Source organism: Citrobacter sp. A316 (genome assembly GCF_002042945.1).
Classification (GTDB): domain Bacteria; phylum Pseudomonadota; class Gammaproteobacteria; order Enterobacterales; family Enterobacteriaceae; genus Citrobacter; species Citrobacter portucalensis.
Genome location: NZ_MVFZ01000023.1, coordinates 1 through 13136, shown reverse-complemented (window position 1 = coordinate 13136; position 13136 = coordinate 1). Strand labels below are relative to the sequence as shown.

Here is a 13136-nt window from a genome sequence, read left to right as displayed (position 1 = left end):
GTTTCGTACTGTATATCTTGCAGCCAGCGGGTATACTGATCGCTTCCTTTAAATCCACACGTATCCAGCACGAAATAATATGCAAAAGTTTGATACCAGGACCTTCCAGGGCTTGATCCTGACCTTACAGGATTACTGGGCTCGCCAGGGCTGCACCATTGTTCAACCATTGGACATGGAAGTCGGCGCGGGAACATCTCACCCAATGACCTGCCTGCGTGCGCTGGGGCCGGAACCGATGGCGACTGCTTATGTGCAGCCTTCTCGTCGTCCGACCGATGGCCGCTATGGCGAAAACCCGAACCGCTTACAGCACTACTATCAGTTCCAGGTAGTGATTAAGCCTTCTCCGGACAACATTCAGGAGCTGTACCTGGGTTCTCTGAAAGAGCTGGGTATGGACCCGACCATTCACGATATCCGTTTCGTGGAAGATAACTGGGAAAACCCGACGCTGGGTGCCTGGGGTCTGGGTTGGGAAGTGTGGCTGAACGGCATGGAAGTAACGCAGTTCACCTACTTCCAGCAGGTTGGTGGTCTGGAATGTAAACCAGTAACCGGGGAAATTACCTACGGTCTGGAACGTCTGGCCATGTACATTCAGGGCGTAGACAGCGTTTACGACCTGGTCTGGAGCGACGGCCCGCTGGGTAAAACCACGTACGGCGACGTGTTCCATCAGAACGAAGTGGAGCAATCCACCTACAACTTCGAATACGCCGACGTGGACTTCCTGTTCACCTGCTTCGAGCAGTACGAGAAAGAAGCGCAGCAGCTGCTGGCGCTGGAAAATCCGCTGCCGCTGCCTGCGTATGAACGTATTCTGAAAGCCGCCCATAGCTTCAACCTGCTGGATGCGCGTAAAGCCATCTCCGTCACCGAGCGTCAGCGCTATATCCTGCGCATTCGCACGCTGACCAAAGCAGTGGCAGAAGCTTACTACGCTTCCCGTGAAGCCCTTGGCTTCCCGATGTGCAACAAAGACAAATAAGAGGCGGCCATGTCTGAGAAAACTTTTCTGGTGGAAATCGGCACTGAAGAGCTGCCACCAAAAGCACTGCGCAGCCTGGCTGAGTCCTTTGCTGCAAACTTTACCGCGGAGCTGGATAACGCTGGCATCGCGCACGGCAACGTTGAGTGGTTCGCCGCGCCGCGTCGTCTGGCGCTGAAAGTCGCGAATCTGGCGGAATCTCAACCCGATCGCGAAGTTGAAAAACGCGGTCCGGCCATTGCCCAGGCGTTTGACGCTGAAGGCAAACCGAGCAAAGCGGCAGAAGGTTGGGCACGTGGCTGCGGCATCACGGTTGATCAGGCTGAGCGTCTGACTACCGACAAAGGCGAATGGTTGCTGTACCGTGCGCATGTGAAAGGCGAAAGCGCTGAAGCACTGCTGCCGAACATGATTGCCACTTCGCTGGCGAAGCTGCCGATCCCGAAACTGATGCGCTGGGGCGCGTCTGACGTCCACTTCGTGCGTCCGGTTCACACCGTCACTCTGCTGCTGGGCGACAAAGTGATCCCGGCAACGATTCTGGGCATTCAGTCCGATCGCGTGATCCGTGGACATCGCTTTATGGGCGAGCCGGAATTCACCATCGATTCTGCCGATCAGTACCCGGAAATCCTGCGTGAGCGCGGCAAAGTAATTGCGGATTACGCTGAGCGTAAAGCGAAAATCAAAGCCGATGCTGAAGAAGCGGCGCGTAAGATTGGCGGTAACGCTGACCTGAGCGAAAGCCTGCTGGAAGAAGTCACCTCGCTGGTGGAATGGCCGGTAGTGCTGACTGCGAAGTTCGAAGAGAAATTCCTCGCAGTTCCGTCTGAAGCGCTGGTACACACCATGAAAGGTGACCAGAAGTACTTCCCGGTTTACGCGAACGACGGCAAACTGCTGCCGAACTTTATCTTCGTTGCCAACATCGAATCGAAAGATCCGATCCAGATTATCTCCGGTAACGAGAAAGTCGTTCGTCCGCGTCTGGCGGATGCCGAATTTTTCTTCAATACCGACCGTAAAAAACGTCTGGAAGACCATCTGCCGCGTCTGCAAACCGTGCTGTTCCAACAGCAACTGGGTACGCTGCGCGACAAGACTGACCGTATCCAGGCGCTGGCGGGCTGGATTGCTGGTCAGATTGGTGCTGATGTTAACCACGCGACGCGTGCTGGCCTGCTGTCCAAGTGCGATCTGATGACCAACATGGTCTTCGAGTTCACCGACACCCAGGGTGTGATGGGCATGCACTACGCGCGTCACGATGGTGAAGCGGAAGATGTAGCCGTGGCGCTGAACGAACAGTATCAGCCGCGTTTTGCCGGTGATGACCTGCCGTCGAACCCGGTAGCTTGTGCCGTGGCAATTGCCGACAAGATGGACACCCTGGCGGGTATCTTCGGTATTGGTCAGCATCCGAAAGGCGACAAAGACCCGTTTGCGCTGCGTCGTGCTGCGCTGGGTGTGCTGCGTATTATCGTTGAGAAGAACCTGAATCTGGATCTGCAAACGCTGACCGAAGAAGCGGTTCGTCTGTATGGTGACAAGCTGACCAACGCGAATGTGGTGGATGATGTTATCGACTTTATGCTCGGCCGCTTCCGTGCCTGGTATCAGGACGAAGGTTACACCGTCGACACCATTCAGGCCGTACTGGCGCGTCGTCCGACTCGTCCGGCTGATTTTGACGCACGTATGAAGGCGGTTTCGCACTTCCGTACGCTGGAAGCCGCGTCCGCGCTGGCTGCTGCGAACAAACGTGTATCGAACATCCTGGCGAAGTCTGAAGAGACGCTGAATGACCGCGTGAATGCGGCGACGCTGAAAGAGCCGGAAGAAATTGCGCTGGCAATGCAGGTTGTCGTGCTGCGCGATAAGCTGGAGCCTGTCTTCGCTGCCGGTCATTACCAGGAAGCGCTGGTTGAGCTATCGGCGCTACGTGAACCGGTCGATGCGTTCTTCGAGAAAGTGATGGTTAACGTGGAAGATAAAGATCTGCGTATTAACCGTCTGTCTATGCTCGAAAAACTGCGTGAGCTGTTCCTGCGCGTAGCGGATATTTCTCTGCTGCAGTAACGGCCCTGAGCTGACTTAGAAAATGCCGGATGGCGGCTTTGCCTTATCCGGCATTTTTTTATGTTATTAGCGCAACTGCAATTTTGTCAGACAGGTCTGGCTGTCTTCCATCGTCTTAATAGGATACTCCGCCGTTTTACCGTTGTAGCTCACTGCGATGGTGCCTTCCATATTGCGCGGTAGCCATACCCCGACAAAGCCATTACGGCCGCTCTTCATCGCTTTTTGTACCACCACATCACCCTTGTTATCCGTCACTTTGACATTGAATGTCTTCTCCGGCATTTCGCCCTGGCAGCCAGAAAGGCTGTGGTTGAAGCAAGGATGTGTTTGCCATTCATACGGGGCAAACGACAGATAGAACTTGTCACCGAGCGGCAGGGTATAAGCCTGATCGCCCGAAGAGAGCTTCAGCTCGGTGCTGGTGATGGACGCTGAGTACGGCAGCGGGCGGCTCTGCGGAGACCGATCAATCGTCTCTACGATTTGCTCGACGGATTTACCGCTGAGCCCGTGTTCGGCCAGGAAAGTGGCTTCTGGGGTAGCCGCGAACGCAGTACCGGTGGTGAGCAAACCTAAAATCAGTAGCAGTGAGGATTTCGACATAGCTTCAATTCCTTGTGAAAGTTGTGGAATATAGACTGGCTCACTATAAAGCTTGCCCTTAGGGAAAGGTCAAAGGGACGACGGGTAAAGTAATGCAAAGAAGCGTTTGGGTGGGGAGTCTTACGAAGTACAGATAAAAAAAATCCCCGCCGTTTGGCAGGGATTCAGAATTTTGAGCTTTTTAAGCTTACAGGCTGGTTACGTTGCCAGCTGCCGGGCCTTTAGCGCCGCTTTCGATGGTGAAGGAAACTTTCTGACCTTCGTCCAGAGATTTGTAGCCATCGTTCTGGATAGCAGAGAAGTGTACGAACACGTCTTTAGAGCCATCGTCAGGAGTGATGAAGCCGAAACCTTTGTCAGCGTTGAACCATTTTACGATACCAGTCATTTTACCGGACATAGTGTATTACCTTTTAAAAAATAAGTGTGCCTTTCGGCGATATGGCGTGCTTTACAGATTTTTTAACAGTAAAGGAAATGCTCACTACGAAGGGTATCAACGATAACTCTTGAAGGGACTTGCCTTACTAACTGCTGTAATGGTCTGTACGTCAAACCGTTGAGGGCATTAACTCATTTTACGCATGTGGATGCAACTACTATTTTCTTTTTTGTGGATAACCTTCGTAAAGGAACGGCCCTGTTACAGGACCGTTCTTAAGCAAAATTGAAAAATAGTTCAATCCATCAGTTGCTTACTTAATCTTGGATCTGCCTGAATCAGGCGCATTAACTTCAACTCGGTAATGGAAGGCTTTACGCGTTTAGACTCCCATTCATGAACCATCGCGACAGTCACACCCATCACTCGGGCAAAATCATCTGTTTTTAAACCCGTCCCTCGTCGTAGCTGTTCAAATTCGGTGAAAGGGTTGGTTTTTTGCGGCAGAGTGACCGTCTGCGATACATCTTTAAAAACAATCTGCTCCAGACTGCTTAGCAGTTCAAACATAGGATCTTTGTATTCCATTGAGAACTCCTACAAATCACACAGCGGGATCGTGAATTTCTTCGAAGCTCATTAAGAGTAGTCGGAAAAAATGAAGCCGGATTTAAGGTTTGTGTGATGGATTCGTTTCAGCGGATCGCAGGTGATAATCTTTTGCTGGCTAACGAACTGATAAAGGTCGGGATCTCCGAACGATCGATTCCGATTGTAAAGATGACTAAAATATGACGGCGAGTGGTAAATGCAGCATTGTTTAGCAAAATGAACGGTGGCGGGAACGGTTATTTTCCCCCACAAGATTACGCGGAAAGGGTATCTTGCGGGGCTGACCTGGACTATCCTTGTCAACGTCAGGCACGCGGGTGTCGTTGTGCGCATTTTTGGGTGAAAGGAGTATTAAAATGGCGACAGGTAAGTCCTGCTCTCGCTGGTTTGCGCCTGTTTTGGCGCTTTTAATGGTAGTTGGCCTGAGTGGGTGTTTTGATAAAGAAGGCGATCAACGCAAAGCGTTTATCGATTTTCTGCAGAATACTGCAATGCGTAGCGGAGAGCGTTTACCAACGCTGACCGCCGATCAGAAAAAACAGTTTGGCCCGTTTGTGTCCGATTACGCGATTCTGTATGGCTATTCGCAGCAGGTTAATCAGGCGATGGACTCCGGTCTGCGTCCGGTGGTTGATAGCGTAAATGCGATTCGTGTTCCTCAGGATTATGTGACTCAGCGTGAACCGCTGCGTCAGGCAAATGGTGCGCTGGGCGTGTTAGGGCAACAGTTGCAGAATGCGAAACTGCAGGCGGATGCTGCACATGGCGCGCTGAAGCAGGGTGAGGATCTGAAGCCGGTCTTTGATCAGGTGTACAACAAAGTTGTTACTGCCCCAGCAGAGGCCTTACAGCCACTGATCCCTGCCGCGCAAATTTTCACGCAGCAGTTGGTGCAGGTCGGTGATTTTGTGGCGCAGCAGGATACGCAGGTGAGCTTTGTCGCCAACGGTATCCAGTTCCCAACGTCACAGCAGGCAAGTCAGTACAATACGCTGATTGGCCCGTTGGCTGCTCAGCATCAGGCATTTAATCAGGCCTGGACTGCTGCGGTGAATGCCGCTCAGTAATGAAGGTGCTGTAATACATGGAAGGCCGGGTGAGCATAAGCGCTACCCGGCCTTTTGTTTATGATGCGACCTGCGGGTTTACGCAGTTCTTCTCAACGCGTCCTTGCAGCGCATCGATTAAGTTATCCACCGCACAGGCCGCCATGTTGTAGCGCGTTTCGTGCGTGGCTGAACCAATGTGCGGTACGGCCACCACGTTGGGCAGTGACAGCAGCGGTGAGTCTACCGATAATGGCTCTTGCTCAAATACATCCAGGCCAGCGGCATGAATTTCGCCGTTTTGCAGGGCGGCAATCAACGCTTTTTCATCGACCACCGGGCCACGTCCGGCGTTAATGAAAATGACGGAAGACTTCATTTTGGCAAACTGCTCGGTACTGAACAGATGATGCGTTTCGTCGGTTAACGGCAGGATCAGGCAGACAAAATCAGACTCCTGCAACAGCGTATCGAGGTCGCAGTAACGTGCATTGAAGCGTTCTTCTGCTTCCTGATGATGACGGCGCGCATTATAGAGAATCGGCATGCTAAAGCCGAAATGCGCACGTTGTGCCAGCGCCAGCCCAATGCGGCCCATACCGACAATCCCCAGCGTTTTGTGGTGTACATCGGTACCAAACCAGTCCGGTCCGATACTTTTGGTCCATTCACCGACCTTCACCCGTTCAGCAACTTCCACCACGCGGCGAGCGGTGCTTAACACCAGCGCCATTACCGTATCGGCGACGGTTTCCGTCAGCACGGTTGGCGTGTGCATCAGCAGCACCTTACGTGCGTTGAGAGCATCGACGTCGAAATTGTCATAGCCTACGGAAATCGTGGAGGTCGCACGCAGCCTGGGCATTTTCTCCAGCAGATCGGTATTGACGGCTTCACTGGAGCCCAGTAGACCTTCTGCATTGGCAAAAGCGTCGGCGTGCTGTGTGACTGTTTCCGGGCGCAGGTTAGGCACCTGAGTCACAGTAAAATGCTCTTCCAGGCGATGCAGTAAATCGTCAGGTAACGCTTTATAGAGAATAATGGACGGCTTCATGCGAATCTCCGTAAGTTAAAATTTAAGCGTGGCGTGCGCCAACCGGAATTTGGGAATTATTAGCAGGCTTAACAATCAAAGTTAGCCATACTGAGACAAAAAGCGCTACCCCCATAAAAATGTACGAGGCGGACGGGCTGCCGGTTGCGCCATTGAGGTAGCCGACAAACCATGAACCAAAGAATGAGCCTAGCGCGCCCATGCTGTTAATCAGCGCCATTGCTCCACCGGCGACGTTGCGCGGCAGCATTTCCGGGATGATGGCGAAGAAGGGACCGTAGGGGGCATACATTGCCGCGCCTGCAATAACCAACAGCGTGTAAGAAATCCAGAAGTGGTCTGCGCCCACGGCCCAGGAGCCGATAAACGCGAACGCCGCGATCAGTAACAGTGGCCAGACAAACAGCTTACGGTTTTGCAGCTTATCGGACGCCCAGGAGACTAGGATCATCGCCGCCGTTGCCGCCAGATACGGTACAGATGACAGCCAACCAACTTCCACCATCCCCAGGTTTGCGCCACCGTTGCGGATAATCGACGGCAGCCACAGGACAAAACCATAGACGCCAATACTCCAGGCGAAATACTGCATACACAGCAGGATGACGTTTCGTGAGCGGAAAGCCTCGCTGTAGTTACGTACGGCTTTGATGCCTTGCTGCTCTTTTTCCAGTTGTGCCTGAAGGGCGGCTTTTTCAGATTCTGACAGCCAACCGACCTGAGACGGTTTGTCTTTTACCAGCACCCACCAGCAGAACGCCCAGATGATGGCCGGGAAGCCCTCGATGATGAACATTTCTCGCCAGCCCAGCGCCTGAATCAGGTAACCGGAAACCACGGACATCCACAGAACGGTGACCGGATTACCGAGGATCAAGAAAGTGTTTGCGCGCGAGCGTTCAGATTTCGTAAACCAGTTGCTGATGTAAATCAGCATTGCCGGCATCACGGCGGCTTCAACGACGCCAAGAATAAAGCGGATGGCGGCAAGCATTGGAATATTGCTGACCATGCCGGTTAATGACGCACATGCGCCCCAGAGGATCAGACAGACAAAAATCAGTTTCCGCACGCTGCGGCGTTCAGCGTAAATTGCGCCCGGGATCTGAAAGAAGAAATAACCGAGGAAAAACAGCGCGCCCAGCAGGGAAGAGATCCCTTTGGTAATGCCGAGGTCCTCGTTGATACCGGCGGCGGAGGCGAAGCTGAAGTTCGCGCGGTCAAGGTACGCCAGGCTATACGTGATAAACACGATTGGCATGATGTACCACCAGCGTTTTGCTGCATTAGTTGAGCTATTCATAGACTGCCCTCTGGTTATGCTGATACGCCGCCTCTGTATGTAGGGTACAGAGTTGGCCGGGAGTTTATTCCCCTAATTGTTCACGTGTGGGTAATCCTTCGCTGTCGCCCTGAACCTGAATGGCCAGTGCGCCTATTTTATTGCCGCGGGTCACCGCCTGATGCAACGAGCGGCCTTCCAGCAGGGCGCTAATAACGCCCACGGCAAAGCCATCGCCTGCGCCGACCGTATCGACCACGTTGTCGACTTTTACCGGTGCAACACAGCCTTGTTCGCCGCTGGTAGTTTTGTACCAGGCGCCATCAGCCCCGGTTTTCACGATCACGGCCTTCACTCCGTGGCGCAGATAAAAGTCGGCGATAGCTTCAGGCGTTTGCTGACCGGTTAAAATCATGCCCTCTTTTAACCCTGGTAAAACCCAGTCCGCCTGGAATGCCAGTCGGTTCAGTTTTTCCACCATCTCGGCTTCGCTTTTCCACAGTACCGGGCGCAAATTCGGGTCGAACGAGATGGTCTTCCCCTGGGCCTTCATGGTGCGGGCGGTATGCGCCAGAAGCTCATAGGAGCTAGCGGAAAGCGCTGCTGCTACGCCGCTCAGGTGCAGGTGGCGCGCGCTGGCGAAATAGGCCTCGTGATAATCCTCAATGCTGAGGCGGCTGGCAGCGGAACCTTTGCGGAAGTATTCCACAATGGGATCGGTTCCATTTTCGACCTTAGATTTAAGCTGAAAGCCGGTAGCGTAACGCCCGTCCTGGGTGACTCCCTGCGCATCAATCCCTTCTTTTTCCAGCGACTTAACGATAAAACGTCCAAAACTGTCGTTGCCTACACGGCTCACCCAACCAACCTTCAGGCCCAGACGGGCAAGACCGGTCGCCACGTTGAGCTCCGCGCCTGCAACGCGCTTGATAAATTGCTCCACATCCGCCAGTTCGCCGGTTTGCGTGGCGACAAACATCGCCATCGCTTCACCAATAGTGACCACATCCAGTGAATTTTTCATGCGTTACTCCTCGCGTAACAGCTCGACGTAGCGGCGGGTCACCGCCGTCAAATCCTGCCCTTCCAGGGGAAACTCAATGCCGCGCGGGACATCGTTGGGTAGCGTTTTTAGCAGCGCCAGCCAGCGCGAGTCTGCTGCATCTGGCGGTACGGCGCGGTAGTTGTCGCGATGTGCAACTGCGGCTTTGACATGGATATAGCCAACGGTTGACGCCAGGTTCTGCGCCGCTTGTTCCGGGGAGTCACCCACCCACAGCCAGTTGCCCATATCGAAGGTCAAAGATATCGGCAGGTTTTGCATCTGACAGGCTTCGTTAAAGCGCTGCATCGGCTGCAGGCGTCCGCAGGCGGTCTGATCGTTCTCGACAACCAGCTCCATTCCGCTGTTGTCCAGCCATTGGCGTAGAACGTCGAACTGTTCGGTATGGGAAAAATGGCCGAGGGAGACTTTTAACCACAGCGCCTGCAAGGCCTGCGCTTCCTCAAGTAGTTCTGGAAGACGGGGATTGAGGTTACCGTCCTCAAGGAACAACGGTTCAGGCGCTGAGTAACAGGCCAGCAGGCCGAAGATTTCGATCGCAGAGGCCATTGTTGACAGCGTTTTCAGCTCGGCGTCGGTTAATAGCTCGCGGCGGATTTCGACGCCGTCAGCACCGGCTTCAGCGATAATGGGCAGCATTGCCGTTTGCCCACCTGCGGCCCGTACCTGGTCGTGGCCGTAAGCGGCGGTGACCACCATAATTTTTCTTTTCATGGAAACTCCAGACTAGCGTTCTTGTTATAACGCTAGATGGAACCGGTTCCAAAGAAAAGCCCATGATGTCGAATTTATGATCACCATCACGAAGGTAATTTAACGGGCGGTAGAGCCGCGCACGATCAGCTCGCCGGAGAAAACCTGTTCCTGAACGGCAGCGGAGCCGCCATCGATCCGGCGCACAACCTGCTCAACGGCGGTGTAACCAATCTGCCAGGTGGGTTGTTTCAACGTGGTAATACCAACGCCCGCCAGCTCTGCCCATTCCAGTTCGTCAAAGCCGAGCAAGCCAATGTCGCTCCCCCAGTTAAGGCCAATGCGTTTCAGTGCGCGGGCAACCTGCAATGTGAGGGCTCCGTTGGCAGAGATAACGGCTTTACGCATTCCCCGATGCTGCTGGTGAAACTGGCGCAGGGTGTCGTCCAGTTGCGTATTGTCCGTGAGCGGAACTTCGGCATTTTGCGCGATAACGCCGGGGTATTGCGCGAGCGTGGTGCGAAAAGCGCTCAGGCGTTCGCGGCGGGTATTCACCATGCCGAGTGGTTCGCTGAGGAACAGGATGGCTTCAAAACCTTGCTCGACCAGATGTTCCGTGGCAACCGTTGCCGCCTGGGTGTTATCCAGCCCGACCATATCACAGGCGAAATCGGGAATTTTACGGTCAATCAGCACCATCGGCAGCGCAGACTGTTGCAGGCGATTCAGCCCCTCTTCGCGCATCCCGACAGCGTTGACCACAATCCCTTCGACCTGGTAGCTGCGCAGCAGGTCGAGATAATGCAGTTCCTGATCCACTTCGTTGTTGGTGTTACACACCAGCGGGGTAAAGCCTTTATCGCGACAGGCGGCTTCAATACCGCTTAGCACGTTGACAGAGTAGGGATTGGTAATATCGGCGATGATCAGGCCAATCAGTCGGGTACGACCGTGTTTCAGGCCTCTTGCCATCAGGCTGGGACGGTAGTCGAGATCGGCAATGGCTTGTTCAATGCGGGCCAGCAGCGCGTCGGAAAGCAGGTGCTTTTCACCGTTGAGATAACGTGAAATGCTGGTCTTGCCGGTTTTTGCGGCTTTCGCCACATCGCTGATGGTTGCCCGTGTTGATTTGCTCATCGCTGATTTCCCTGAATTTGGTGACAACACCTTAACGCGAAAATCAACGATGGCAAGTGCTTCATGCCGGATGGATATGGTCTGTCTCCATCCGGCACAAAACGTTACTGGATCGGGCTTAAGGTAATCTCTACGCGACGGTTTTGCGCTTTACCTTCCGCCGTGCTGTTGCTGGCGATCGGATTTGCCGGGCCCATACCCTGAGTACGGATACGGTTAGCAGCGACCCCTTGAGTGATCAAGGCGCTGGCAACGGAGTCTGCGCGTTGCTGCGACAGACGCATATTCAGATCCTGGCTGCCGGTGCTGTCGGTGAAGCCCAGCACGTTGACGGCGGTTTTATTGTACTCTTTCAGTACCATCGCCACGCCGGTCAGGGTGTTGGCACCCGCAGGTTTCAGGTTGGCGCTACTGCTGTCGAAGGTGACGTTGTTTGGCATGTTCAGAATGATGTTATCGCCACTGCGCGTCACGCTGACGCCCGTTCCCTGCATTTTTTCGCGCAGTTTTGCTTCCTGCACATCCATGTAATAGCCGATACCACCGCCAACGGCCGCGCCAGCCGCTGCGCCAATCAGTGCGCCTTTGCCGCGATCTTTCTTCGAAGAAGAGAGTGCGCCAATGCCCGCGCCGACCAGAGAGCCAATACCTGCGCCAATGCCGGATTTACCCGCTTCGCGTTCGCCGGTGTAAGGGTTTGTTGTGCAGCCAGAAACCGCCAGGGCGCCGCTCACGATGGCAGCAATAACAAATACACGTTTCTTCATCTTAATTCCTTAATGACTTTTTCTTCTTTGCCACAGCGACCGTGGCGGTTGATTATGACGTGTGAACATGAAGAAAATTCCAGGGAAGACTCTTAAATTTGTAAGTAACATTGAACGGCATAATAAATAAGCCGTCACATCGCATTCAGGAGCGCCATCTTGGCTAATTCACCCGCACATTACTCGGTGTTAACCGCCGCCCACTGGGGACCAATCCTCGTCGACACCGATGGTGAGACGGTTTTCTCCTCGCGTGGCGCGCTGCCCACCACTCATCCCAACTCTTTGCAAACCGTGGTGCGCGACCAGGTTCACAGTAAAACGCGGGTACGTTTTCCGATGGTGCGTAAAGGGTTTCTCGCCTCGCCGGAGAACCCACAGGGCGTACGTGGGCAGGATGAATTTGTTCGCGTCAGTTGGGACGACGCGCTGAATCTTATCCATACGCAGCATAAACGCATCCGTGACAGCTACGGTCCGGCCTCGATTTTTGCCGGTTCCTACGGCTGGCGTTCCAACGGCGTGTTACACAAAGCGGCGACCCTGTTACAGCGTTATATGGCGTTGGCGGGCGGTTATACCGGGCATCTGGGGGATTATTCGACGGGGGCTGCGCAGGCAATCATGCCGTACGTGGTGGGCGGTAACGAAGTTTACCAGCAGCAAACCAGCTGGCCGGTGGTGCTGGAGAACAGCGAAGTGGTGGTGTTATGGAGCGCCAATCCGCTGAATACCCTGAAGATTGCCTGGAACGCGTCCGATGAGCAGGGCCTCGCGTACTTTGAGGCGTTGCGCGACAGCGGTAAACGGTTGATCTGTATCGATCCGATGCGATCGGAAAGCGTCGATTTCTTTGGCGATAAGATGGAATGGATTGCCCCGCATATGGGGACCGACGTGGCGCTGATGCTGGGCATCGCGCATACGCTGGTGGAAAACGGCTGGCATGACGAGGACTTTCTCGCCCGGTGTACCACCGGATATGACCGTTTTGCCGACTATCTGCTGGGTAAATCTGACGATGTTGCAAAAACGGCAGAGTGGGCGGCTGATATTTGTGGCATTCCGGCGACGAAGATACGCGAACTTGCGGCGATATTTCACCAAAACACCACCATGCTGATGGCAGGATGGGGGATGCAGCGCCAACAGTATGGCGAGCAGAAACACTGGATGATCGTCACCCTGGCCGCCATGCTTGGACAAATCGGGACGCCAGGCGGCGGCTTTGGGCTGTCGTACCATTTTGCCAACGGCGGTAACCCAACGCGCCGGGCTGCGGTGCTGGCTTCAATGCAGGGTAGCGTTAAAGGCGGCACCGACGCGGTGGATAAAATTCCGGTGGCGCGAATTGTCGAAGCGCTGGAGAACCCCGGCGGTTTTTACCAGCACAACGGCATGGACCGCCATTTCCCGGACATCCG

The 13136-nt window shown here is 54.2% G+C and carries 13 protein-coding genes; 4 read left to right on the top strand and 9 right to left on the bottom strand.

All coding sequences use genetic code 11. The features are described from left to right. The first annotated feature begins 79 nt into the window (after positions 1-79). Both glyQ and glyS read left to right on the top strand, forming a co-directional pair. A complete protein-coding gene (gene glyQ / locus BZK41_RS22645; RefSeq protein ID WP_001168551.1) occupies positions 80-991 on the top strand; it encodes a glycine--tRNA ligase subunit alpha in 912 nt (303 codons plus the stop codon). A gap of 9 nt (positions 992-1000) precedes the next feature. Continuing rightward, positions 1001-3070, top strand: a complete 2070-nt coding sequence (glyS, locus tag BZK41_RS22640; RefSeq protein WP_079939657.1) for a glycine--tRNA ligase subunit beta — start codon at positions 1001-1003, stop codon at positions 3068-3070. A gap of 66 nt (positions 3071-3136) precedes the next feature. Here the strand turns inward: glyS and cueP are convergent, their stop codons facing one another. From cueP to BZK41_RS22625, 3 genes are all read right to left on the bottom strand, one after another. Continuing rightward, entirely contained in the window at positions 3137-3676 is a 540-nt protein-coding gene (gene cueP / locus BZK41_RS22635) for a copper-binding periplasmic metallochaperone CueP (RefSeq protein ID WP_079939656.1), read from the bottom strand. A gap of 187 nt (positions 3677-3863) precedes the next feature. Then, positions 3864-4076, bottom strand: coding sequence for an RNA chaperone/antiterminator CspA (cspA, locus tag BZK41_RS22630; protein ID WP_000014594.1), 213 nt, complete (start codon positions 4074-4076; stop codon positions 3864-3866). Between the two features lie 279 nt (positions 4077-4355). After that, the gene (locus BZK41_RS22625; RefSeq protein WP_079939655.1) at positions 4356-4646 is read right to left on the bottom strand and encodes an HTH-type transcriptional regulator; all 291 of its coding nucleotides are present in this window, start codon (positions 4644-4646) and stop codon (positions 4356-4358) included. Positions 4647-5026: 380 nt separating this feature from the next. Between BZK41_RS22625 and BZK41_RS22620 the strand changes: the two genes are divergently transcribed. Then, positions 5027-5737 (top strand): DUF3053 domain-containing protein, encoded by a 711-nt coding sequence (locus BZK41_RS22620; RefSeq protein ID WP_003827386.1) that lies wholly within the window; start codon positions 5027-5029, stop codon positions 5735-5737. 58 nt (positions 5738-5795) lie between these two features. Here the strand turns inward: BZK41_RS22620 and ghrB are convergent, their stop codons facing one another. From ghrB to BZK41_RS22590, 6 genes are all read right to left on the bottom strand, one after another. Further along, positions 5796-6770, bottom strand: a complete 975-nt coding sequence (ghrB, locus tag BZK41_RS22615) for a glyoxylate/hydroxypyruvate reductase GhrB (protein WP_079939654.1) — start codon at positions 6768-6770, stop codon at positions 5796-5798. Between the two features lie 22 nt (positions 6771-6792). After that, positions 6793-8073 (bottom strand): MFS transporter, encoded by a 1281-nt coding sequence (locus tag BZK41_RS22610; RefSeq protein WP_048215328.1) that lies wholly within the window; start codon positions 8071-8073, stop codon positions 6793-6795. Positions 8074-8137: 64 nt separating this feature from the next. Next, the gene (locus tag BZK41_RS22605) at positions 8138-9076 is read right to left on the bottom strand and encodes a sugar kinase (RefSeq protein ID WP_079939653.1); all 939 of its coding nucleotides are present in this window, start codon (positions 9074-9076) and stop codon (positions 8138-8140) included. Positions 9077-9079: 3 nt separating this feature from the next. Next, the gene (locus BZK41_RS22600; RefSeq protein WP_079939652.1) at positions 9080-9829 is read right to left on the bottom strand and encodes a sugar phosphate isomerase/epimerase; all 750 of its coding nucleotides are present in this window, start codon (positions 9827-9829) and stop codon (positions 9080-9082) included. 99 nt (positions 9830-9928) lie between these two features. Beyond that, complete coding sequence (locus BZK41_RS22595) at positions 9929-10945, bottom strand: LacI family DNA-binding transcriptional regulator (protein ID WP_079939651.1); 1017 nt, start codon at positions 10943-10945, stop codon at positions 9929-9931. A gap of 104 nt (positions 10946-11049) precedes the next feature. Further along, a complete protein-coding gene (locus BZK41_RS22590; protein WP_003827397.1) occupies positions 11050-11712 on the bottom strand; it encodes an OmpA family lipoprotein in 663 nt (220 codons plus the stop codon). Positions 11713-11871: 159 nt separating this feature from the next. Here BZK41_RS22590 and BZK41_RS22585 point away from each other — a divergent pair. After that, on the top strand, positions 11872-13136 hold a 1265-nt coding region (locus tag BZK41_RS22585; RefSeq protein WP_172313280.1), incomplete at its 3' end, for a molybdopterin-dependent oxidoreductase.